This window comes from Spirosoma aerolatum (assembly GCF_002056795.1).
GTDB lineage: Bacteria > Bacteroidota > Bacteroidia > Cytophagales > Spirosomataceae > Spirosoma > Spirosoma aerolatum.
This window is the reverse complement of the sequence record NZ_CP020104.1, coordinates 7,771,392-7,795,001: the sequence shown is the minus strand read 5'-3', so window position 1 is coordinate 7,795,001 and position 23,610 is coordinate 7,771,392. Positions and strand designations below refer to the sequence as shown.

25 protein-coding genes are annotated in these 23,610 nt (G+C 47.3%); 10 read left to right on the top strand and 15 right to left on the bottom strand.

Annotated elements, in window-relative coordinates; genetic code table 11:
* The first annotated feature begins 250 nt into the window (after positions 1 to 250).
* Complete coding sequence (locus B5M13_RS32520; RefSeq protein ID WP_080059611.1) at positions 251 to 1,510, top strand: anthranilate phosphoribosyltransferase; 1,260 nt, start codon at positions 251 to 253, stop codon at positions 1,508 to 1,510.
* A gap of 208 nt (positions 1,511 to 1,718) precedes the next feature.
* Positions 1,719 to 2,915 carry an L-2-hydroxyglutarate oxidase gene (gene lhgO / locus B5M13_RS32515; RefSeq protein ID WP_080060177.1) on the top strand — a complete coding sequence of 399 codons (1,197 nt, stop codon included), beginning with the start codon at positions 1,719 to 1,721 and terminating at the stop codon, positions 2,913 to 2,915.
* Between the two features lie 18 nt (positions 2,916 to 2,933).
* On the opposite strand, the gene B5M13_RS32510 is transcribed toward lhgO, so the two are convergent.
* A complete protein-coding gene (locus tag B5M13_RS32510) occupies positions 2,934 to 3,335 on the bottom strand; it encodes a type II toxin-antitoxin system death-on-curing family toxin (protein WP_080059610.1) in 402 nt (133 codons plus the stop codon).
* Positions 3,335 to 3,529: a hypothetical protein gene (locus B5M13_RS32505; protein WP_155297372.1), complete on the bottom strand. Its 195-nt coding sequence runs from the start codon at positions 3,527 to 3,529 to the stop codon at positions 3,335 to 3,337. Before B5M13_RS32505 ends, B5M13_RS32510 begins: the two co-directional genes overlap by 1 nt.
* A gap of 129 nt (positions 3,530 to 3,658) precedes the next feature.
* On the opposite strand from B5M13_RS32505, the gene B5M13_RS32500 reads away from it, so the two are divergent.
* From B5M13_RS32500 to B5M13_RS32490, 3 genes are all read left to right on the top strand, one after another.
* The gene (locus B5M13_RS32500) at positions 3,659 to 4,165 is read left to right on the top strand and encodes a Dps family protein (RefSeq protein ID WP_020596363.1); all 507 of its coding nucleotides are present in this window, start codon (positions 3,659 to 3,661) and stop codon (positions 4,163 to 4,165) included.
* 158 nt (positions 4,166 to 4,323) lie between these two features.
* On the top strand, positions 4,324 to 4,776 hold the full coding sequence (locus B5M13_RS32495; RefSeq protein WP_080059608.1) for an NUDIX hydrolase: 453 nt from the start codon (positions 4,324 to 4,326) through the stop codon (positions 4,774 to 4,776).
* Positions 4,777 to 4,804: 28 nt separating this feature from the next.
* On the top strand, positions 4,805 to 5,251 hold the full coding sequence (locus B5M13_RS32490) for a DinB family protein (RefSeq protein ID WP_080059607.1): 447 nt from the start codon (positions 4,805 to 4,807) through the stop codon (positions 5,249 to 5,251).
* On the opposite strand, the gene B5M13_RS32485 is transcribed toward B5M13_RS32490, so the two are convergent.
* The 12 genes from B5M13_RS32485 to B5M13_RS32430 form a co-directional block, all read right to left on the bottom strand.
* Positions 5,220 to 6,623: a sodium:solute symporter family protein gene (locus B5M13_RS32485; protein WP_080059606.1), complete on the bottom strand. Its 1,404-nt coding sequence runs from the start codon at positions 6,621 to 6,623 to the stop codon at positions 5,220 to 5,222. The genes B5M13_RS32490 and B5M13_RS32485 overlap by 32 nt on opposite strands.
* 101 nt (positions 6,624 to 6,724) lie before the next feature.
* Positions 6,725 to 7,006, bottom strand: a complete 282-nt coding sequence (locus tag B5M13_RS32480) for a hypothetical protein (protein WP_080059605.1) — start codon at positions 7,004 to 7,006, stop codon at positions 6,725 to 6,727.
* A 58-nt stretch (positions 7,007 to 7,064) separates the two neighbouring features.
* Positions 7,065 to 7,919 carry an inositol oxygenase family protein gene (locus B5M13_RS32475; protein ID WP_080059604.1) on the bottom strand — a complete coding sequence of 285 codons (855 nt, stop codon included), beginning with the start codon at positions 7,917 to 7,919 and terminating at the stop codon, positions 7,065 to 7,067.
* 84 nt (positions 7,920 to 8,003) lie between these two features.
* Positions 8,004 to 9,092, bottom strand: coding sequence for a serine hydrolase domain-containing protein (locus tag B5M13_RS32470; protein WP_080059603.1), 1,089 nt, complete (start codon positions 9,090 to 9,092; stop codon positions 8,004 to 8,006).
* 6 nt (positions 9,093 to 9,098) lie between these two features.
* Positions 9,099 to 10,736 carry a sodium/sugar symporter gene (locus B5M13_RS32465; RefSeq protein WP_080059602.1) on the bottom strand — a complete coding sequence of 546 codons (1,638 nt, stop codon included), beginning with the start codon at positions 10,734 to 10,736 and terminating at the stop codon, positions 9,099 to 9,101.
* Positions 10,737 to 10,864: 128 nt separating this feature from the next.
* A complete protein-coding gene (gene accC / locus B5M13_RS32460; protein WP_080059601.1) occupies positions 10,865 to 12,208 on the bottom strand; it encodes an acetyl-CoA carboxylase biotin carboxylase subunit in 1,344 nt (447 codons plus the stop codon).
* Positions 12,209 to 12,298: 90 nt separating this feature from the next.
* Complete coding sequence (gene accB / locus B5M13_RS32455; protein ID WP_080059600.1) at positions 12,299 to 12,790, bottom strand: acetyl-CoA carboxylase biotin carboxyl carrier protein; 492 nt, start codon at positions 12,788 to 12,790, stop codon at positions 12,299 to 12,301.
* A gap of 92 nt (positions 12,791 to 12,882) precedes the next feature.
* Complete coding sequence (efp, locus tag B5M13_RS32450; protein WP_080059599.1) at positions 12,883 to 13,446, bottom strand: elongation factor P; 564 nt, start codon at positions 13,444 to 13,446, stop codon at positions 12,883 to 12,885.
* Between the two features lie 84 nt (positions 13,447 to 13,530).
* The gene (locus B5M13_RS32445; protein ID WP_080059598.1) at positions 13,531 to 14,514 is read right to left on the bottom strand and encodes a beta-ketoacyl-ACP synthase III; all 984 of its coding nucleotides are present in this window, start codon (positions 14,512 to 14,514) and stop codon (positions 13,531 to 13,533) included.
* 82 nt (positions 14,515 to 14,596) lie between these two features.
* Positions 14,597 to 15,538, bottom strand: coding sequence for a phosphate acyltransferase PlsX (gene plsX, locus B5M13_RS32440; protein ID WP_080059597.1), 942 nt, complete (start codon positions 15,536 to 15,538; stop codon positions 14,597 to 14,599).
* A 240-nt stretch (positions 15,539 to 15,778) separates the two neighbouring features.
* On the bottom strand, positions 15,779 to 15,973 hold the full coding sequence (rpmF, locus tag B5M13_RS32435) for a 50S ribosomal protein L32 (RefSeq protein WP_080059596.1): 195 nt from the start codon (positions 15,971 to 15,973) through the stop codon (positions 15,779 to 15,781).
* A 107-nt stretch (positions 15,974 to 16,080) separates the two neighbouring features.
* Positions 16,081 to 16,626, bottom strand: coding sequence for a YceD family protein (locus B5M13_RS32430; RefSeq protein ID WP_080059595.1), 546 nt, complete (start codon positions 16,624 to 16,626; stop codon positions 16,081 to 16,083).
* A gap of 189 nt (positions 16,627 to 16,815) precedes the next feature.
* Between B5M13_RS32430 and B5M13_RS32425 the strand changes: the two genes are divergently transcribed.
* The 5 genes from B5M13_RS32425 to B5M13_RS32410 all read left to right on the top strand — a co-directional run bounded on the left by B5M13_RS32425 (position 16,816) and on the right by B5M13_RS32410 (position 20,314).
* On the top strand, positions 16,816 to 17,538 hold the full coding sequence (locus tag B5M13_RS32425) for an EamA family transporter (RefSeq protein ID WP_245859615.1): 723 nt from the start codon (positions 16,816 to 16,818) through the stop codon (positions 17,536 to 17,538).
* Positions 17,429 to 17,710, top strand: coding sequence for a hypothetical protein (locus tag B5M13_RS34375; RefSeq protein ID WP_449448527.1), 282 nt, complete (start codon positions 17,429 to 17,431; stop codon positions 17,708 to 17,710). The genes B5M13_RS32425 and B5M13_RS34375 overlap by 110 nt, the downstream gene beginning before the upstream one ends.
* Positions 17,711 to 17,816: 106 nt before the next feature.
* The gene (locus B5M13_RS32420; RefSeq protein ID WP_080060176.1) at positions 17,817 to 18,026 is read left to right on the top strand and encodes a hypothetical protein; all 210 of its coding nucleotides are present in this window, start codon (positions 17,817 to 17,819) and stop codon (positions 18,024 to 18,026) included.
* Positions 18,027 to 18,190: 164 nt separating this feature from the next.
* Positions 18,191 to 19,696 carry a S41 family peptidase gene (locus B5M13_RS32415; protein WP_080059594.1) on the top strand — a complete coding sequence of 502 codons (1,506 nt, stop codon included), beginning with the start codon at positions 18,191 to 18,193 and terminating at the stop codon, positions 19,694 to 19,696.
* A gap of 75 nt (positions 19,697 to 19,771) precedes the next feature.
* Entirely contained in the window at positions 19,772 to 20,314 is a 543-nt protein-coding gene (locus B5M13_RS32410) for a 3'-5' exonuclease (RefSeq protein WP_080059593.1), read from the top strand.
* Here B5M13_RS32410 and B5M13_RS32405 read toward each other — a convergent pair.
* Positions 20,311 to 23,499, bottom strand: coding sequence for a sensor histidine kinase (locus tag B5M13_RS32405; protein ID WP_080059592.1), 3,189 nt, complete (start codon positions 23,497 to 23,499; stop codon positions 20,311 to 20,313). The two genes, B5M13_RS32410 and B5M13_RS32405, sit on opposite strands and share 4 nt — an antisense overlap.
* Positions 23,500 to 23,610 lie beyond the last annotated feature (111 nt).

Sequence of the window (23,610 nt, the reverse complement as noted above, 5' to 3'; positions counted from 1 at the left end):
TAAAGTTGGACTGGTCATCGACAAAAGCGAAAATTGATGCACAGCAAGTTAGTGTAAAAGTTTATAACTAGCAGATAGTCAGTTAGAAGGCAGGTTTGCAGGTCATTTTTTGGACAGTATTCGGATTTGGCATAAACGAGACAAGAATTAGATGGCAGTTCGCTCACTTTCCTGAGACTTTCTCATCGGTTCGTAGTACTTTTTGTTTACTTTTACCTAGGTACGTTCGTCAGTCAAACCCGTATTTTGTATGGTTCTGAACACTCCAGCTACTGATACGCCATTGGGCCGAGGGATTAAACACATTGGAATTGGAAAATACGGCAGCAAACCCCTTCCCCCCGATTTACTGGCCGAATGTCGTACAGCATTGGCCGACCCGATGAGCCATCCCTTGCAGCGTGGGGCTTTCTGGGGGGCATTGCTGGCAAAAGGACCTACACCAGAAGAACGAACCCTGGAAGAGCTTATCGGCAAGGGCGCTTTTTCGCACCCAACATTTTTTATCAATAAAATTTGCCCCGGTTTGCCCGATCGCTTGTTGCCCATAGCCACCAAACTAGTACGTGGTGGACACCTACAGGTGACTGAGGCTGAGCAACTGGGCGATTATTTATTCGGCCAGAGCGATTGCGAAGTATTTCGGGCATTGGCGGCTAGTATACTGCGCGTCCGGCACGAAACCAACGACGAGTATTTGGGGCTCATGCGGGCTGCCGAACGGACATTTTCGCCTGGATTTGGGTCGATGAGTTGTGCCGACCGGCCATTGGTGCAGTTAGCCGAACCGTTCGATGGGGTGGAGCATAGTTACCTGATTACGCCGTTGCTGGCTCAGTTTTTTCAGAAGCGGGGCTATGGAGCCGTCTCGTTGGTTGGGCGGTCGGGCGGACCCAAGTTTACCCTCAATGCGCTGGATCTGTACATGAACCTGGGTTGCCAGTTTCTACAAAGCAACCATGAACTGGATACGCCGTTGGCCAACTATGGCTGGGTACTGGATCAGAAAGCCCTGTCGCCTGCCCTGAATCGGTGGGTCGAGCGTCGACAGATTATTATTAAACGTCCGTTTCTGGCTACGCTCGAAAAAGTGCTCAATCCATGCCATGCCCAAATTTTAGTCACATCGGTTTTTCACATCACCTATCAGATGAAAATGGCCGAGCTGGCTCTACTGGCAGGCTTCGATGGGGTTATAGTACTCAAGCGTGGGCTGGAAGGAAGTCTGGCCCCGTCTACCAGCCGGGCTAGTGGGGTATTGTGCGCTGTCAGAACCCCACGCGGCCATTTGTTTTTTCAGCACTTTGAAGGCGATTCTCCTGCCTTTGCCTCGTTCCGTACCCAGACCGAAACGGAGTATGATCAACCCCAGGCGCTTGACAACGCTCGGCTGGTTCGTCAGTTTATGCAGGAAGGGCATACTACAGATGCCGATTTCGATAATCGCGTCCACTTTGCCCATGCACTCTACCGACGTGGTCTCGACTGGATTGAAGGCCAACTTCGGTAAATTCAGCCGCTTGTCGTTTAAAATCATCCATTCATCCAGAATAGCCCCGGAAACGCTCCAAAAGCACATCTTTGGATAAAATACAACCTGGTTATTCCCGTTTAAGGAGTAAGATATTGGAACAGTAAACGACAGCTAAAGGATGATGGGCGCAACGAAAATCTCGTTGCGCCCTTTTTTTTGTTGTTCCACCGTACCTTTGCGTATTATGACAGACGTAGTAATCATTGGCGGTGGAATTGTTGGATTGGCTACCGCTTTGCAGTTGAAACAGCAACGCCCCGGACTGACGGTCGTTCTACTGGAAAAGGAGCCGTTTGTGGCGCGTCATCAAACCGGGCACAACAGTGGAGTTATCCATTCGGGACTGTATTACAAACCGGGTAGTCTGAAAGCAACCAATTGTATTCGGGGCTATCAGATGCTGATTGATTTCTGTGATGCCGAAGGGATTTCCTATGAATTGTGTGGCAAAATAGTGGTAGCCACGAAGCAGGAAGAGATTTCTCAGTTGGAAACCTTGTATCAGCGTGGACAGCAAAATGGATTAGGTGGACTAAAAAAGCTATCGCTGGCCGAAATGCGGGAAATAGAACCGCATATCAATGGGGTAGCGGGTATGTTCGTACCGCAAACGGGTATTATCGATTACAAGCAGGTAGCCGAGAAATATGCCTATAAATTTCAGCAGTTAGGCGGTGAAATCCGGTTTAATGAGCGCGTGGAGCAGGTTACGCCCGGTACTAGTCTGAGCATTGTTGTAACGGACAAAGGTCGCTACGAAACCAGACTCGTTGTAAACTGTGCCGGGCTTTATTCTGACAAGATTGCCCAACTTACCCAACGTGAGCCCGTCGATGTGCGGATTGTGCCGTTTCGGGGAGAGTATTATCAGATCAAGCCACAAAAGGAGCATCTTGTCAAAAACCTGATTTATCCCGTTCCAGATCCTAACTTCCCCTTCCTGGGGGTTCACTTTACCCGTATGATTCACGGTGGGGTAGAAGCTGGCCCAAATGCTGTGTTGGCGTTTCAGCGCGAAGGCTACAAAAAGTCCGACATTAATCTGAAAGAGTTGTTTGAAACGCTCTCCTGGCCGGGTTTTCAGAAAGTTGCCGCCAAATACTGGGAAACGGGTCTGGGTGAAATGTACCGTTCATTCTCCAAAGCTGCCTTCACCAAAGCCTTACAGGCACTGATTCCCGAAATTCAGGAAGCTGATCTGGAACCCGGTGGGGCAGGGGTTCGTGCTCAAGCCTGTGACCGTACGGGTGGATTGCTCGACGATTTCGCTATTCTGGAAGCCGACAAGGCCATAAATGTATTGAATGCCCCTTCGCCAGCGGCAACCTCGTCGTTGTCAATTGGGAAAACGGTTTCGGAGAAAGTATTGGCTCGTTTCTAAACCGCATTCCGCGATTGATTATGCGTTTAGTGGCTGACTGTTTGCTTGAAACCACGCCTGTACCGTTTCAAGCGAATGGTTGCCTGATGCGACATCGAGCGTGAATTGGGTTAACAGATCATCGGCTATGACCAAATCGTAACCATTAAGTTGTAGGAAGAGTAGAGCAGCTTCTAGCCTTGTTCGCTTATTGCCATCCTGAAAAATGTGGTTGCAGATGATATTGTACATATACAAACCTGCTTTCTGATAAATTTCTGGGTAAAGAGGCTGACCAAACATCTCCGCCTGTACCGCTTCCAACAAGTAGTCTAAATTTTCTTCGTGTAGAAAATTGCAGGGTGGGACGAAATTGCCACCCACATGCTGAATAGTTAAGAAGTTAATGTACAATATATCTTCCTTCTCCAGATACTCCATTAAGCCAGGGCTTTAAATACGTTTTCGTAGCGTTTAAAATCCCGTTTGATAATCGCGTCAATTTTTGCTTTTCGGTCGGATCGGCCAGTATCTTCTTCAATAATTTCGCGGATAATGTCTTTGAAAAAATCTTTGTTTTCCTGCATCATTTCGCGGATAATCCCCTTAACCTCCTCTTTCTCCGTTGTTGTCATAGCCATCGCATTTTTACAAATATAGTAACAGTGGATTAGGTTGGGAGGTTCTGCTCATTTAAGCAAACAATGGGGAGTGGATTGAGGTTGTCCAGAAAACAGATGTTTGTCCAAAACCGCATATCATTCATGAAAGCTATCAATCAAATTGAAGAACTGGATACCCCTTCCGATTTAAAGGAGAAAGGGCGGGAAAAAGTGGCTGAAGCGTTGAATCGGCTAGTTGCTGATGCCTTTGCCCTTTATATCAAGACCAAAAATTATCACTGGCACGTATCGGGCCGTCACTTCCGCGACTACCATCTGCTCCTCGATGAACAGGCTGATCAGATTTTTGCGACCATCGATCCATTAGCCGAACGGGTACGGAAAATTGGGGCCAATACCATTCGTTCGGTGGCGCATATCGCGCAGTTGCAGCGGGTGAAAGACAACGATGAAGACTTTGTGAAGCCAATCGATATGCTGAAAGACCTCGAAGAAGAAAATCGGAAAATGGCCAAGAACATGCGCGATGCGCACCAGATTGCTGATGATGCGGAAGACGTAGCCACAGCCAGCTTACTCGAAAATTTCATCGACGAAACCGAACGACGCACCTGGTTCCTGTTCGAAACTAGCCGGGATTTGAGTTAAATGTTAAGGGTCAAGGATTGTCAGATAATTGTCAAGAGTGGTCAAGAATTTCACTAAGCGACTCTTGACAGTACCTGACCACACTTGACTAAATTTTTTACGGTCGTCTTTTCCGGAGATAAATTGGGAAAGACGACCGCTTTGTTTAAGTTGGCGGCATGAAAGTTCGCCCATCCGCACTAATCTGGCGGCAGAATGCCAATCAGACCGAGGTATTGTTCATGCGTTACTCCTATGGAGGACATGATGTATTTGCTTTGCCCGGCGGTAGCCCCGACCGCAATGAAACGTTACCAGAAACGATTATCCGGGAAATTCAGGAAGAACTAGGCGTTTCGGTCGACATCGGAGAAATGGTTCTGGCGGGTGAAATGCTCCTCACGCAGCGAAACGACGATGTATTGCATGTCGTTTTTGCTGGTCGAAATCTTCAGGGTATCCCTGCCTTAAACCCTGTTGAAACCACTGCACTTGAACTGGTCTGGAGACCTATTGCTGAGCTACATATGCTTAATTTATATCCAAACGTCGGAAAGCAGCTTCAGCAATGGTTTGAGCGCGCTGTAGATTTGGGCTATGTAGGAAGGATTGAACAACAGTATTTTGGTTGATTCTCTAAAGACTATAAATCAGTACACTATGCTTCTGGAGGTTTTAAACACCCTATTTCAGCGTGATCTGGCTAAACTTAGGCAGGAAATCAGCGCATATAAAGACGAGCGAAATCTTTGGATAGTTGACAAAAATATTGCCAATTCGGCGGGTAATCTGTGCCTGCATCTGATTGGTAATCTGAATACATACATCGGCGCTGAGTTAGGCAAAACGGGCTACATCCGCCATCGTGATCTTGAATTTTCCCTCAAAGACATACCCCGCACCGAACTGCTGGCAAAAATTGACGAAACTAGGGTTGTCGTTGAGGAAGGACTTACGAAGGTAACGGAAGAAAAACTTGCCGAGGAGTATCCTATGCTGGTTTTCGACAAACCTACATCTACAGAATACTTTCTGGTTCACTTAACCACCCACCTTACCTATCATCTCGGCCAGATCAATTATCATCGGCGGTTGCTTGATGTATAACAGCAGATGGCGTACTCAATAAGCTTCCGGCGACCATACCAAGTGTGCTGGCTAGTAACCCCCAAAGTAGGGGCGGATGTTCACTTTGTTGCCAGAGGCAGAATAGCCAAACTAAAAAGCCAATGGTCATTGAGCAAAGGCAGCCAATCAGCGTAGCGCGTTTCCAGTAAATACCAGCCGCTAAGGGTACAAATAGCGATACCAGACTGAAAGCGGATGATTCACCAACGAGATCAAAAATATTGGTATCGCGGGTTGTGCTCATCAGTACGCAGATCACTGTGATCACTACTACTGCCCAACGAATGGTTTTCAATAGATTAGCATCGCTGATACCAGGCCGGAAAAATTTCACGACGTTCTCGCCAAAAACGGTTGATGGGGCCAGTATGGCTCCGCTCGATACACTCAAAATGGCCGAGGTAACAGCGCCAAAAAACAGAATTTGTAAAGGTAAACTCCCATGCCGCATTACCATATTGGGAATAATGAGCTGATTATCTTTGGGTAAATCGGGGTGGAGTATCTTGGCACTTAAGGCGATAAAGAGCGGAAGCATGGCAATGGTCAGATACATACCCGAAGCCAGATAGGAAGCACGGACTGAAATCGTCTCTGATTTCGCTGACATCACCCGTTGAAAAACGTCCTGCTGCGGGATAGATCCCAGACCGATAGTTATCCAGGCAGCTATATACGCCAGCCAATCCTTGCCGGTATTATCGGGTAATAAGCGAAAGAATCCGACCGACGTACGCTGCTGAATGGTTGCCAAACCACCTACTTCGTTCCAGAGTAAAACCGCCAGAACAGCCAGCGCCAGAATGATGATCAAGTTGTGAAAAAAGTCCGTTACAGAAATTGACCACATACCACCCAATAGCGTATAAATCATAACAATGGCGGCACTGGCTATGATGCAGTATTCACGCGGTACATCGGTCACGACGCTCAATACTATACCAATCGCCACCAGTTGAGCCGCAATCCAGCTAAAATAGGATGGAATCACCATAACGGCTGAGAGCAGCTCGGCAGCGCGTCCGTAGCGAATACGGAAATAATCGCAGAAAGTTGTGATGTTGAGCCGGTACAACGGTCGGGCAAAAAAAGCACCGACCAGAAACAGACATAGGGCCGAACCAAAAGGCTCTTCAATAACAGCCAGAAAACCACCTTCTACAAACATAGCCGGTGCGCCCATGATGGTTTCCGAACCGAACCAGGTAGCGAAGGTTACGGAAGCGGCTAAAAACAAGGGGAGCCCCCGACCGGCCAGAATGAAATCCTGTGAAGTTGTTACGCGTCGGGCCGCCCAGGCACCAACCGCCACATTGGAAAGAAGATAGAGTGCAATGAAAAAGAGGAGCATAGCTGTTCATTAAAACAGAAATGCACAAAGTACATAAAGAATTTTTACATACGTTGTGCATTTCTGTTTTACAACTCCTCGCTGTGCTAAATCTGCTTCGATCAAGGCAATTTCTCATGGAGGTAAGCCAAAACTAGTTGTAGGGTTTGCTTAATTGTGCCCATATCCTGTTTTAGTTCAGCTACCTCCTGCTTTAATTCGACAATATCGCTTTCGACTTTATCAAGTCGTTGTTCTACTTTGTCTAACCGGGTGTTAACCTGTTTAAAACCTTCGGTCAAGTCACGACGAATGGTTCGTACATCGACAGTAAGCTCTGCTACTGCTCGGGCGGTCGTCGCGTTTTGGCGTTCAACTTGCTCAATACGTTCTTCTAAGTACATAATCAAAACTTAAGGAACGATGGGTACTATTTCTTAGAGCAAGTTTACTTATCTGTTTTTATAACTTCAACGTAGCTGGCAAATACTTCGCAATTAGGTCTTCGTAGTAAGGCTTCAATTCGCTTACAACGGGTGGCTTGGGGCTTTTGGAGTACAGATCATAGGGATTGAACTTCCGAACCCATTTGAACATCTCATGGTCATGCTCGTCCATCAGGTGGTTGTACGATTCTTCGCGGTGCTGCGAATAGAACGAGTGATACCGCATCATATATAGCGCCGGTTCGGGCATGTAGTTTTTCATCATCTGATACAGATACTCGTCATGCCCCCACGACATATGCACGTTGCGAAGGCCACAATTGGGCTCATAAACGCCATACTTCGTATTATACCGCTCGTCCTGACTATCGGGATTGTTAGCGAAGAACTCTGGATAAACAATTTTATCCGAATGCTTACAACCAACCGGGAACGTATCGCCTACAACCGCCCATTGGGGTTCGCCAAAGAGGCACAGTACCTTACCCATATCGTGCAGGAAGCCCGTCAGAACGAACCAATCGGGATGCCCATCGGCACGTATGGCTTCGGAGGTTTGTAGCAGGTGCTGAAGCTGGTCCAGGTCGGTATCGGGGTCCGAATCATCGACCAGTGTATTCAAAAACTCCGCAACGCCCCAAACAGGTAATTCTTTCTTATCGAATTTCAGAAACTCCCGCTCTTTTTCCAGCACAAAATCATACGTCTGGTAGGTATGATTCAGTCGATAGAACTCCCGAACTGTATCACGCTCGGGCGTGTCGTAGTTGCGATAATCATCTTTCGATTTGTGCTCGGGTTGGGGGTAACGACTCAGTACGTCGTCTTCCCATACATCAAGGCTGGCAAGTGGGGCTGTTTCGCTAATCATGATCGATAAAAAATTTAACTAACAAATCTCGAAAATTTATTCCTGTAAACCAATACGATAGAGCAAAGGTTGAGCCAGAACCTATTATTGGGTTAGCTCGTCCAGCGTCAGTATATCGGCTAATTCGTTGGGGTATGTACTGTCCAGAATCTTTAGTAAGGCAGCCGCGTTGGTTTTATTATCCGCCTTGTTGGAAAAGTAGGCCATTAAAACCTTTTTCTCCGGAATTGCCACGACAAAATTGTTGAAGCCGCACGTGCTGCCCGAATGGAAAAGAACGGGATTGGAAGGCTGTCGGAAGAACCAGCCTGCACCATAATAGCTACCCGGATTAGCCCGAATGGCCTGCCCGGTTCGGGCCAGCGCAGCCTTAAGATCAATGAGCGTATGGTTATGTAAGCCATCAATCCATTTCTTGTAATCGGTTAATGATGTATATATTCCGCCATCCCCTTTCGTGGCGCTGGTTACGCTCTGGTCCGAAAAAACATAAGCCCCTCCTTGTTTACGGTAGCCCATAGCCCGGTTGACAATCAATTTTCTGGCTTCATAAACAACCGACTGCGTCATGTGAAGGGGTTTAAAAATCCGTTCCCGGATGAAAGCAGAAAATGGTTGCCCGGATACCCGTTCGATAATCAGCGCGAGCAGGCAATAACCCGAGTTGCTGTAACGAAACGTACTGCCCGGCTCGAAATACAGTGAATCGCGATCTTTCAGAAGCGTAAGCACATCTGTATCCAGAAGCTGCTCCCGCTGATTGGGGTTCATGACAGATTCGTAATCCAGTAAACCCGATGAGTGAGTCAGTAGATTTCGGATCTGTACTTTCCGGCCAACCTGTCCATTGAACTCCGGGAAAAAACGAATGATTGGGTCATCCAGGGAGAGTTTACCATCTTTCTCCAGCAATAGAATACCCATAGCGGTAAACTGCTTGGAGACTGATGCCATTCGAAAGTTCGTTTCGGACGTAATCGACGTTTTAGTGGCTACATTGGCGAGGCCTTTTCCTGACTGATAAATGGCTTTCCCGTTGATTTCGACTAATAGGGCTGCGCCCGGCTGACCTGATTGTGTTGTTGCCTGCATAAGTGAATCGAGCCGCTCACGCAACTGTGCCTTGGCCACTGTCGATGCCAGCAGAAACCCCATCATCAAAAATTTTAGCATGTATCTCTACCAGAAGACCGTATACAATACAGCCAAAATACCAAAAATTCCGACGGAGCCAATCACAAATGAAGGCGTTACTCGGAACATACTCCGATCAACAATGATTTCATCACCCGTTCGGTGGCTGGCCGGATCGGTAAGCGATACGAGAACCATCAGAGCAACATCGATGCAAAAAACCCAGGTAGTGCGGTGCAAAAATGGAATGGATTCGGCCTGAACACCGAACAGATTCATGATATCGGGCCAGAATTTAAGCAGTGTTGAGAAGGGCAATGTCAGGATTGCGACCGTCAGAGCCGCCCGGTTGGTAGCGCGTTTCCAGAAAAAACCCAGCAGGAAAATGGCGAAGATGCCCGGTGTAATGAAATTGGTGTATTCCTGAATGTACTGATACACCTGATCGAGTGAACGAAGCATGGGGGCCAATGCAATGGCAATAACAAATGACACAACAACCGCCCAGCGCCCTACATTGACCAGCTTTTGTTCCGACGCGTTTTTATCGACGTATTTTTTGTAAAGATCGAGTGTAAAAATGGTTGAAATGGAATTGCATTTACCCGCCAGTGAGGCCACAATAGCGGCTGTCAGAGCGGCAAACGCTAGCCCTTTCATTCCGATTGGCAATAAATTCATGAGCACAGGGTACGCATGATCGGGTTTTACAACGCCCGATGCATCAGTCATGGCTTCGCGGAAAGAGCCTGTCTGAAAAAGAACGAAAGCGGCAATGCCTGGTATGACCACAATGAGCGGAATCATCAGCTTCAGTAAAGCGGCAAACAGAATACCACTACGGGCCGTTTTCAAATCGGCACCCAGGGCACGCTGAACAATGTATTGATTACATCCCCAGTAATATAGATTGTTCAGCCACATACCGCCCGTCACTAAGGCCATACCGGGTAGTGCATCGTAGTAGGGATGGCCTTTGGGAAGAAACATATGGAAATGGGTGTCGGCCTGTTTCCGAAGTGAGACTAAACTTCCCCAGATTGTACTCGTTCCGGTCTCTTTCCCTACTAATTCCAGGGCTAGATATGTGATGACTAAACCGCCGAAAATCAGGACGATCACCTGAATAACATCGGTATAGCCAATTACCTTCATGCCGCCCAGGGTGATAAAGATGGCGAAAATGGCTAACCCGATGGTACAGGTCGTGAAGGAAATGCCCACCAACGATTCAATGGCGATGGCACCCAGATACAGTATTGAGGTGAGGTTAACCAACACGTAGACCACTAGCCAGAATATAGCCAGAATAGTACTTACGGTGTCGCTATACCGTTGCGCCAGAAACTGAGGCATGGTGTAGATATGATTACGCAGATAGATGGGAATGAAAAAGACGGCGACAATGATCAATACGGCTGCGGCAAACCACTCATAAGAAGAAATGGCTAAGCCCATAGCGAAACCCGAACCAGCCATGCCGATGAAGTGCTCAGCCGAAATATTTGAGGCAATCAGCGATGCACCGATAGCCCACCAAGTTAACGACCCCTCGGCCAGAAAAAAATCAGTGGTATTCATTTGGGCCGACCGCTTTCGCTGGTATACCCAGTAGCCATATCCGACAACAACAATGAAATAAACTAGAAAAACAATGTAATCGGCCGTAGCGAGGTGATTCATGTAGTACAGTGGGTAATAAAAAACCGAGGTGTCTTGCTTTAAAGCAAGACACCTCGGTTTTTTAATGTAACACAGGTGACAACCCATGCATCAGCTACTTGTACTTACGGGCTAACCCCGGCGTTACACTACAGCTTGCTGAAATCAAACGTTTCGAGGAAAGCGGTCGTGAATTTCCCAGATCGGAAACCTGGATCGTCCATCAGCTTGATATGGAATGGAATCGTGGTTTTGATCCCTTCGATGACAAATTCCTGCAATGCCCGTTTCATACGGGTAATCACTTCCTCCCGCGACTGGCCCGAAACAATTAGTTTGGCAATCATCGAGTCGTAGTTTGGTGGAATGGTATAGCCGCTGTATACGTGGCTGTCGATCCGAACACCGTGACCGCCAGGAAAATGCAGATTGGTAATTTTACCGGGCGAAGGGCGGAAACCGTTGGCAGGGTCTTCTGCGTTAATGCGGCATTCCATAGCATACAGCTTCGGTGTGTAGTTCCGGCCCGAAATTTCGGTTCCGGCAGCTACTTTAATCTGCTCTTTGATCAGGTCGAAGTCGGTTACCTCTTCCGTAATCGGGTGCTCTACCTGAATTCGGGTGTTCATTTCCATGAAATAAAACTTCCCGTGTTTATCGACCAGAAACTCAATTGTTCCAGCTCCTTCGTACCCAATGGCCTGAGCGCCCTTAATGGCCGCTTCGCCCATTTGTTGCCGAAGTTCATCCGAAACGATAGGAGAGGGGGTTTCTTCGACCAACTTCTGGTGACGACGCTGAATGGAGCAGTCTCGTTCGGATAAGTGGCAAACTTTACCGTACTGATCACCCACAATCTGAATTTCGATGTGGCGAGGTTCCTCAACGTATTTTTCCAGATACAGTCCGTCGTTGCCGAACGCAGCACCCGCTTCAGTACGGGCATCGTTCCAGGCTTTTTCAAACTCACTTTCGGCCCGGATAATCCGCATACCACGACCTCCACCACCAGCCGTTGCCTTGATAATGACCGGATAGCCCATTTCGGCCGAAAGCTTTTTACCCTGCTCAATGGATTCGAGCAGACCCTCGGAGCCTGGAATGACTGGAACTCCAGCCAGTTTCATGGTCGCTTTAGCAGTTGCTTTGTCGCCCATGCTGTTGATTTGATCGGCGGTAGCCCCGATAAATTTAATACCGTAATCAGCGCAGATTTGCGAGAATTCGGCGTTTTCCGACAAAAAGCCGTAGCCCGGATGGATAGCATCGGCCCCGGTTACTTCGGCCGCCGAAATAATATTAGGGATACTAAGATACGATTGTTTGCTCACCGGCGGACCAATGCAAACAGCCTCATCGGCAAAACGTACATGCAAACTATCGCGGTCGGCCGTTGAAAAGACGGCCACCGTTTTAATGCCCATTTCGCGGCAGGTACGGATAATTCGCAGAGCGATTTCCCCCCGGTTGGCGATAAGAATTTTCTTGAACATAAAGAGTGAAAGAGTGAAAGAGCGAAAGAGTGAGAAAAAGCGGGCGTCTGCTTTTCGCTCTTTCACTCTTTCACTCTTTCACTCTTTGGTTTAGATGGGTTCTACCAGGAACAGCGGCTGGTCATACTCAACAGGCGTCGCATTTTCAACGAGCACTTTCACAATGCGGCCCGATACTTCGGATTCAATTTCGTTGAAGAGCTTCATGGCTTCAATGATGCAAACCACTTTGCCTTCGGTCACACTGTCGCCTACTTCGACAAACGAAGGGGTTTCAGGGTTTGATGACCGATAGAACGTACCGATCATGGGCGACTTAATGGTAACGTAGTTTGAAGTGTCTGCCTTAGGCGTTGCTACTGGCGTTGGGGCCGATGTCGCTGTTGGGGCAACCGCCTGAGGTTGTGCTACAGGAGCAGCTGGTGCAACAGGGGCAATGGCTGGTACTGCTGCACCAGCTGCCGGAGCACCCGAACCATATCGCTTGACGCTGATTTTGAGGTCATTTGTTTCGATATTGACTTCGTCCAGACCAGACTGAGAAATGAAGTCAATAAGTTGCTGTATGTCTTGGGTTGTCATAGTTTGGTAGTCACACAGTTGAATGAGTGATTGGTAGTTTAGGAAAGAAATTTACTCTCTAACTGTATTGGGGACTAACTGTTTGATGATAGCTATTTCACTCGTTCAACGTATTCACGGGTACGGGTATCGACCCGAATTTTCTCGCCAGAATCAATAAAAAGCGGGACCATAATTTTAGCACCCGATTCGACTTCAACCCGTTTTTTGGGACTGTTGGCTGTGTCGCCTTTAATACCTGGCTCAGCATATGTTACTTCCAGTTCAACAAACGGAGGAAGTTCGCACGAAAGAGGAGTTTCGTTTTCAGCATTGATCAGCATTTCAACTTCCTGTCCTTCTTTCATCAGATCGGCGCTGTCAACTATTTTCTCGTCAAGGTTGATCTGGTCGAACGTTTCCTGATCCATGAAGTTATAACCCGCTTCATCCTTGTACAAATATTGAAATTTCCGACGCTCGACGCGTACAGGGTAAATGGTTACTCCTGAGTTAAAGGTGTTGTCAATAACACGGCCTGTAGTCAGGCTTTTTAGCTTAGTACGGACAAATGCAGCGCCTTTTCCTGGCTTTACATGCTGAAATTCAGTGATTTGAAAAAGGTCGTTGTTGAAGTTTAAGACTAGTCCGTTGCGGATGTCTGCGGTCGTTGCCATATTTAAACTATATGATGTTAGGTGTATGATGTATGACGTAGATAATCGGCAAAATATATCCTATATCATACCTCATATATGAAATTAATAGGCCCACTTTACATAGGCGGCTCCCCAGGTAAAACCACCCCCAAAAGCGGCCAGTACCAGGTTATCTCCCTTTTTTAACTGTGCTTCATAATCGAATAAGCAAAGCGGGATCGTTGCGGCTGTGGTATTGCCGTACCGGTAAATATTCATCATGACCTTATCCGACTCAATGCCCATCCGATGGGCTGTCGCGTCGATGATGCGTTTGTTGGCCTGGTGTGGAACCAGCCAGGCCACATCAGCGCCTTTCAGGTGGTTCCGTTCCATAATTTCGGCAGACACATCGGCCATATTTTTCACTGCAAACTTAAATACCGAAGGGCCGTCCTGATACACGTAATGCCAGCGTTTTTCGACGGTTTCGTGGGTAGGCGGATAGCGGCTTCCGCCTGCTTTCTGAAACAGGTGATTTTGTCCGACGCCATCCGATTTGATAATCGAATCCAGCACGCCATTCCCTTCGTCATTCGGTTCAAGAAGGACTGCGCCAGCTCCATCACCGAACAGTACACAAGTAGTGCGATCAGTATAATCAACAATCGCCGACATCTTGTCTGCCCCGACAATAACTACTTTTTTGTATTTGCCGGTCTCAATAAATTGAGAACCTACTGTGAGCGCATACACAAAGCCAGAGCAAGCAGCCTGAATATCAAAGCTTCCTACATTACGGATGCCGACCATGTCGCAGATAAGGTTAGCTGTGCATGGAAACACATAGTCGGGGGTTGTTGTCGCGCAAATCAGTAAATCGACTTCTTCGGGTTTGGTGTTCGTTTTTTCCAGCAGACCGGTTACGGCTTTTGCCCCCATGTGCGACGAGCCCATACCTTCACCCTTGAGAATGTGCCGTTCCTTAATGCCTGTACGGCTTGTAATCCATTCATCATTTGTATCCACCATACGCTCCAATTCAGCATTGGTCAGCACATAGTCGGGAACGTAGCCGTGGACTCCTGTTATGGCAGCTTTACTCATAAGTGGTATTTACAAAGTTTTCTGTTTACAGTATCCAGTTCACACATCAGCTACTGATAAACCGAATACTGTAAACAGAAAACTAACTCAATGCTTGTGCAATTTTTATATATGCGTTGGACTCAACCTGTCGAATGGCCAGGCCAATCATGTTTTTAATCGCTAAAGGTGATGAGATCCCGTGAGCAATAATTACATTGCCATTGACGCCCAATATTGGGCTACCCCCTACCGATTCGTAGTTGGTTTTGTCCAGAAACTCATCACGAATACCTCGTCGGCTGGCAATATCATAAAAGGACTCGCCCAATTTAAACATGGCGTTTCCAGTGAAGCCATCCGTAATGATGACGTCTGCTTTTCCATCGAAGAAGTCACCCCCTTCAATATTGCCTACAAAGTTAATCCGACGATTGTCTTTAAGAAGTTGATGGGCAGCCTGAGCAACCAATGATCCTTTCTGTTCTTCAGAACCAATGTTCATTAGAGCCACGCGGGGCTGATCTATACCAAATGTATATTGGGCGTAAATAGAGCCTATTTCGCCAAACTGCGCCAACATTTCGGGTTTGCAATCCGCATTGGCGCCAATGTCGAGCATTACGGCATGACCACCTGTAATTTGTGGAACAAAGCCAGCAATACAGGGCCGCATAATGCCTTCAATCGCTTTGATGCTAAACAGAGCTCCGACGTGCATGGCACCCGTATTGCCTGCACTACAAAACGCATCAACCTGTTTGTCTTTCAAAAGCTTAAACCCAATTCCAATGCTGGAATTGGGTTTTTGGGAGAGCGCCTTGGTAGGGTGCTCACTCATGTCAATAATATCATCGGCATTTACCAACTCAATGCTGGTCAATGCACTGGCATTATGTTTGTCAAGCAGGGCTTGTATAATGGCCTGCTTACCGATCAACACAATAGCCACATCCTCCGGCAATTCAGCAGCGGCCTGAATTACTCCTTCCACAATTGCTTCGGGGGCAAAATCGCCACCCATTGCGTCCACTGCAATTTTCATTGACTCGGTTTGTTCAATACTTCCCTGTTCGTCGGGGTTGTAAATTAAGGGCCTGTCAGTAGGCAATTATGCCTATAAGTAATTGATAGTAAACGACTAGCGCTTCCTGGCAATGCCTGACACAAATTGCCTGCCTACTTATCTATGCGTAAAAATAGGCAGGTGACAGGCAATAAAAAAGTATTTCGCGTTCATCTTCGGAAAGACGTCGGCGAAATACTCTTCATAAATGGTCAAGTTTTATGCCGTTTTGGCGTAATTCTCAACAATCATTTGTCCTTTATAGAACAGATTGCCTTCAAAAACGTGAGCATGGTGGCGCTGGTGTACTTCGCCAGTTTGCGCGTCGGTCGAGAGCGCTACAGGTGTAGCAACGTAGTGTGTTCTGCGCTTATCGCGTCGGGTGCTTGAGTGGCGTCGTTTGGGGTGTGCCATTGTCTTAAGGTATAAAGTTGTCTGGTTATTTAGCTATAGAGGTAATGGAGGCAACAGTTAAAAATGAAACCGGATAACCACACAGCACCATCTCTCTACAACGTCATTTAATTGTTATTTAATTTTCGTAGAGCTGCCCAGCGAGGATCAATCTCAGGTTGTTGCTCGTCTACGTCGTCAGCTTCAGCATCCGTACGGTAAATTACTTTACCATTCTGATCATCGTCGTCCGAATCCTCCTCTGCCCGGAAACGCGGATGCAAACGTTTCATAGGAAGAGATAGGCTGATAAACTCAAAGATGTAACGGGCTACATTAATTGTGGCCGTGTTTCGTTCAATAAGTTCAATCTCGTCGGTCAGTTCTTCGTTATGATCGCCAAATTTTAGCAGCATGGTATGCCGTGTATCAACTGGTTCATCATACTCCTCAAGGCTACGATCACAGACTTGTTCGACGGTGCCTTTGATCTGAAAATCGAGCCGAATCATGGTTTCCGATTTGTCAAGCAGCAAATGTGTATGTACATTTCCTTTCTCAATCAAATCCTGATCCAGCGCAGCAAAAAACGCATCGTCCGGCGTAAAGTCGTATTCGTGCCGTTTATTGTCCAGACCGACAATGTGAATGTCGTATGCGCGTAATGCGTTCACCTTTCGTTCCTCCTCTCCAAAAATAGGAGCGCAAAGGTACGAAACATTTGTGAATCAGGAAAGTGAATGTTGAAAAAAAAGCTGTGAAGTTGAGGGTTTGATGCTGCATTAGGCATAAAAATAACTTAACAGATATAAAGCTTGATGAAGAGTCCTACAATGGCTTTGCTTATACAGCGCCAATGAACTATGCTACTGACCATTATAACCCTGACTTCCCTGGCCGTTCTGGTTCGGATTTTTGCCAATCCACTTTCAAACGTGTTTCAAAAGCAGTTGACACAACGTGCGACCGATCCTTTGTTCGTGATTTCAGCCACGTATGGCTTTCTGGCATTGGTTTGTCTGGTTTTCTGGCCTCAGCTACGGGTTCTGGGGTTGTGTGATGAATTCTGGTTGAGTATGTTGGTTGCTAGTGTATTAGCTATGTTTGGTAATGTATTTCTGGTAAAGGCGCTACACGTTGGCGATTTGTCGGTGCTGGGGCCTATCAATGCGTATAAATCGGTGGTTGGTCTGATCATGGGTGTATTCGTATTACATGAAATTCCAGGCTTGTGGGGATTGTTGGGCGTATTGCTTATCATTTCAGGCAGTTATATTGTGTTGGCCGACAGGCAGCAGCGCAAAGGGTTTTCATGGCAGATTTTTGAGCGGCCTGAAGTGAGGCTACGACTGGCTGCACTGGTTTTTTCGGCTATTGATGGCGTATTTTTAAAGAAGGCTATTTTACTATCAACACCCGTCATCGCGTTTTTTTTATTGGTGTCTGCTGGGCTTTGGCTGTACGCTAATTTGGATTATGCTAACCATGCGAAAGCAGTGGCGGCAGCAGATGGGACTTCTGGTAGATCAACGGATCATTTTTATAGCGCTATGTATGTCCGTTGGGCTTACCCAGGTGGCGAGTAATGTTGCACTGGCTGGTATGCCTGTGGGTTATGCGTTGGCTCTGTTTCAAACGTCGGCCTTATTTAGTGTGTTGTTTGGCTATCAGTTTTTTCGAGAGCAGGGAATTGTCCGTAAACTTATCGGCGCGAGCGTAATGGTCACAGGGGCCATATTGATTACAGTTTTGGGTTAATCATTAGTAGCTTATGGTATTGGGTTGCTTCAGGACAATTGGTATGATAAGCTGTAAACATCCTTTAATAAACCAGGTTAACGTTACTAAACAGAATGGACTAATTATGGCACAATACCAACTTGTTGAAAAACACGCTATCGAGCATCACAATGAATACTATGAGGTACGCCCTACTCAAACCGATGGCGAGCCTAAAAGCCTTTTTTTTACTACGAACGAGGAAAATCTGGAAGAAGTAGCCGACGCTATTGCTGGGGAGCATATGCCCGGTGTAAAACACTGGACGGTTATCCCTCACCGAAAGGATAGTTAATAAATTAGTAACTAAATCGATTAGTTATGCTGTTTAAGGGGGCATAAGCGAAATTTTAAGGAAGTTTTAAACAAATTTCATTGGTTATAGTTACGCCTGATCGTATCTTCACTTAACGAATGATACGGTCGGAGGGAGGCCGTCGTCTACCGTAACTTGTATCGATGAAGATTGGCCGAATTCTGCTTATCATAAGCATCTTACTCCACCTTAGTAATCGCATAGCTACAGCCCAGGAGTTAACCCCTGCTCAGGCACGGGCTGATATTTCGTTTCTAAAACATAAACTCGACGGTTTGCACCCGGGTATGGGGTATTATACACCGCAGGCTCGTATGGAGCACCTTTACGATTCGCTGTATAACCGGCTAACAGCCCCCATAAGCTATCTGGCGTTTTACCGTCATGTTAGCCCGTTGGTAACAGCTTTGAAAGACGGCCATACCAATTTGAATCACCGCCGAAATTATATTGGGAAGCAAACGCGGTATTTGCCCTTTTACATCCGGCCCGTCGATAATCGGTATTATATCAGCCATAATGTGTCGTCGGATACGTCGCTTCAACGTGGCACCGAATTGCTGATGATCAATGGTCGGGCAGTGGCTGATCTGCATCGCGAACTGATGGATGCCGATCGGTCTGGCTCTGACGGCGATAACCTGACGGGGCGCCGGTTCTGGAGTATGGTGCAGTTTGCTGATTATTACGCAGCCTGGTTTGGTTCAGCCGATTCCGTTCGAATTACCTATCGGCTGACTACAGATACGCTAACCCGTGAAGAGCGAATTGCCTGTCTGTCGCTTCAGGATTTTCGGCGGACGATCCAGCGTCGATATGGGGTAGATATTGATCGGCGTCCAAATCTGTCTGTCAAAGTAGTTGATACGCTCACTCACACGGCTGTTTTGAGGGTTTCTTCGTTTATGGGGTTAAAGAAGAAAGATCCGTTTCAACTGGCATTTAACCGACGGCTGAAACGGGCTTTTAAGCAGATCAAGGAGGAGAATATAAAAAATCTGGTTGTCGATATGCAGGGCAATGGGGGCGGTATTGTGCTTAACTCGGCTCGGCTGCTGCGCTACTGGATGCCTAAGTCGTTCCGAATGATGGAGCATGAGGATATGAAACGGGAGGCCCGGGCCGAACTGGTTACCCCCTGGAATCCATTTTCGGCGCTTAATTTCAGCTTACAATATAAATCAGAAAAAGGGGGAGGCTTTACGAGTCGCTCGTTACGGCATAAATACCGTCCACGACGTAAAGATGCGTTTACGGGAAATCTGTATTTTCTGCTGAATGGCGCTTCCTTCTCGGCAACTACTACTGTACTGGCCAAAACGCTCGATGCGGGCATGGGTACGTTTGTCGGCGAATCCAGCGGGAGTGCGTATTGGGGCGATTTTGCTGGGCATTTTAAAACAGTCATTTTGCCCAATTCACGAATTCAGGTTCGTATCCCGCTCAAAAAATTGACTCATTCTGTAAGTGCTGACCGATCAAATGGGTTCACCGTAGAACCCGATTTCACCGTTTCGCGTAGTTACAACGATCTGATGACTAACCGGGATTATATTCTGGATTATACCCTCCAACTGATTCGGCAGGGTGTAGTGGCCCGAAGACCCGGTCAAGCGCAGCCGGTACAGGTATCGGCGTTGCAGGAATAATAGATTTCAATCCGTCGGTGGCGAACTCATTATTAACCGTTCGCTGTTTATGGGGTAACTGATAACGAATTTTTTGTGTATTGCATCGTCGACGTTGAAACAACTGGAGGCATAAATGGCCCTACGCGTCTTACTGAAATAGCCATCTTTCGTCACGACGGCCAGCAGGTTGTTGATTCGTTTCATTCGCTTCTTAATCCGGGTTGCCCTATTCCGCCGTTTATTCAGTATCTGACAGGAATTTCGGATGAGATGGTTCAGGATGCTCCAACGTTTGCCGATGTTGCTGAATCGGTCCTGCGAATTACCGAAGATGCTATTTTTGTGGCGCACAACGTCAGTTTCGACTTTAACTTCGTCAAAAAAGAGTTGAATTGGCTGGGATACGATTTTTGTCGGCGTACACTCTGTACGGTTCGCACAAGTCGGAAAGTAATTCCTGGCTATCCCTCTTATAGTCTCGGAAAGCTCTGTAAATCGTTAGGAATTCCATTGCATGGGCGCCATCGGGCGCAGGGCGATGCCGCAGCTACTGTTCTTTTATTCGAGATGTTGCTCCAGCACGATTCGCGCGGACTAATTCCCCGCGTGGTTCCCCGTATTGAGTTTCCGAACTAATTGGCATGGGGTTGCTTAATTAGCACCTTGTAGATTGGCTGGTGGCTAAGTGGGTCAGTCGGTATTTCGATTGTAACTTTTACACCAAAGCCCGGCTTGCTTTCCCAGGTGATGCGTCCTCCGAGTAAAGCTACCCGCGATTCAATATTGCCCATGCCCAGCCCAGGCGCCTTGCTGCGTATCTGGTCGTAATTAAAGCCCGATCCGTCGTCCTGATAAACCAGAACAAGTTGATCTTGCTGAGGTTTTAAGTGTAAACCGATCCGTCGGGGACTGGCGTGCTTGAGTGAGTTGCTAACCAGTTCCTGGGTAATTCGGTAAAGCATCACTTCGGTTTCAGAAGGGAGTCGGTCGGTATTTTCCAACGTTTCTCCACCATCAAATTGGGCAACAATCCCCCCGCTGGCTCCTATTCGGGAGAATAGCTCGTCGACAGCCGCTACATACCCATGACGTTCCAGAGTTTGAGGATTCAGCTTTCGAAGCAGGTTACGCACATCGCTGATGGTATCATTAATTAACTGGTTTACCGTCGATTTGAGGGAGAGGATTTTTGGTGTTTCACCTGCCTGTTTGGTCAGTTGGTTCGTATATAGTTTGATGGTGGCCAGGCGAGTGCCAATTTCATCGTGTAAATCGCGGGCGATGTCTTTTTTGACCTGCTCCTGAATGTCGTAGGCCAACCGAAGTCGGTCGATCTGCTGCTGGCGGATGCTGTCTTCCCGGCGACGTACCCAAATCCAGACACCTAGCACAATCAGTACGATCAGACTTAACATAAATGGAATCGTTTTCCAGAATGGGGGCTCAATGTGAATAACCAGTTTCCGAATCCGATGGCTCCAGTGCCCATCCTGATTAGCGGCTTTAATCTGAAACGTATAATGGCCGGGTGGCAAATTGGCATAACGCACATAGTTACGCTCTCCAGCCATAACCCATTGGTCGTCGTAACCCGCAAGCTGATACTGGTAGGAATTATGGCCGTTGCTGAAGAAATCAAGGGCTGCAAATTCAAGGGCTAATGTATTTTGGGAGTGGTTCAGACGGATTTCTTTCGTTTCACCCACATAGGTCTCGGAACGATAGGGCTGCTCGTTGATACTGAGGGAGTAGATATAAACGTATGGATTGAAAGTGCTGCTCCGAAATGCATCGGGCCGAAACCGATTGAAACCATTAACACCCCCAAAATAAAGCTCACCGTTGGCTGCCCGCATAAAAGCATTCCCATTGAACTCGTACCCCTGAAGGCCATCTTTCGGGGTAAAATTTTTGATAACCTGTGTTTCGGGATCTAGTCTTGAAATTCCGCGGTTTGTACTCATCCAGATTTTCCGCTGAACGTCGCTAATCGTGCCGTAGACGAAGGAGTTTGCCAGGCCCTGTTGTTCGGTATAAAGCCGGAATTGGCCCGTCTGTGCATTTAACGCTACTAATCCCCGATCGCACGAAAGCCAGATTGTTTGTTGGCTGGCATCGGGCCGAATGTGTAAGATCATAAACCCTTTCAGGCCAGAGCGAAGAAAGTGCCAGTTGAGGGGTTTACCGGCTTCTGGCTGGGAAAGTTGATAACAGTAATACCCGTTCAGATAAGTGCCTACCCAGAGTTGATGCGCTGTGGTGTCGTACCAGATACTGAAAATATTCTGTCCGTCGAGTATAGGTAATTTAGACCAGTTGCGTTTGACAGTATTCAGTACATAGAGGCCATCTTCAGTGCCAGCCAGTAAAAAGCTATCACTGATACTGACCAGGTTGCGTATATAATTACTGCTAACGAGGTTGGTTGAGGTAGAAAAAGGAATGGATGTAAACGTTCGTGTTTTTGAATCAAACGCCAGAACCCCACCAATATGACCCACCCAGATACGGCGTTGCGGATCACGGTATAAACACTTAGGGATGATCTGAGGGCGGCCATTACCAGTTGGTGGTGATGTGAAAAAGCGCTCGGTTATTAGGTTGGTACGTGGGTTGAGCACATTGATGCCTCCCTGAGTGAGCACCCATAGCCGATCGAATCGTTCCTCCAGAAAGCCCCGAATCGTATAGTTGGTCAGTTTCTGATTGGTAGGCAGCCCATCATTTGCCTGACTTTTCACCGAACCACCGAATAAAAAGGCATCGGGAACAATACGGGCCATACCGTCGGGGTCTGTATTTGCCCAAACAATTCCCGTGTTATCTACGTATACTTTACTGATCCTAAATTCATTGAGCTGCCGGGTGGCTTTCAGGAAATCGGTCACCTGCCCAAACAGACGAGACCGTTTATCAAAATACAACACACCATCCTGTTGTGTACCAAGCCACAGGCGGCCACGATCGTCGGAAGCCAGGCTATAGATTGAACTAATCGTATGGTTGCCAACCAGATCATACGTCTGGAAGGTGCCGTTCTTATAATTGAATCGAATCAGGCCTTTATGGGTACCCAGCCAGGCGATACTGTCTTCAATAAAAAAGGAGGAAACCGCCTGGGCTGAACCCGCCAGATTGTGGGGATGATTGCTAAAATAACGGGATAGTGTATGGGTATCGGGCTCGTAGCGCTGGATGCCTGTGGTTCCATGGAGCCAGATGTCGCCTGACGGGCTTTTAACGGCGGAACTTTGCAGATCATATTCGCGAGTGGGATGCAGATTGGCCGCTAATATGGTTTTGCGCAAATTTCGATAATTGAACTGCACCAGCCCTTCGGCATCGCTCAGGTAAGTCAGATTGGTGGAGTCAATAGAGAAAGGCATGGTACGGCTCGTGAGCCGGGAACGGCCTGGCTTTGAGCCATTGACAAAAAAACAATCGAACCGGTCATGCCGACGATCATAGCGATTCAGGCCTACCTCTGTGCCTATCCAAAGGTTGCCATCAGTATCTTCGACAATACCAAAGATATTAATGCCCCGAATGGTGCCTTGCTGTACGGTTCCGTCTTTTGTTAAGGCGGGTCGGTACGTATGAAAATGGTGGCCATCGTAGCGATTCAATCCATCCTGTGTTCCAAACCACAGAAAGCCGCGACTGTCTTTGTGTATGTAGTAGACCGAGCCTTGCGTAAGGCCGTCACTAACGCCAATATGATCGACCCGAAAAATAGGCGTTGTCACTGATTGCGCCCATACAAACTGAGTCCATACACTCCAGAAAAGCACAACTAGGTACAGATAGCCAGAGCGTATCATCGGGGCAAAGAGTGGTAGTTGAGGAAGCCTTTGTAAATGAGCTATTTATTTGGTAAATATCCAAGTTTGTAAGCTAATAAATACAGTTAGGTTGCGCTAATGTTGACATAT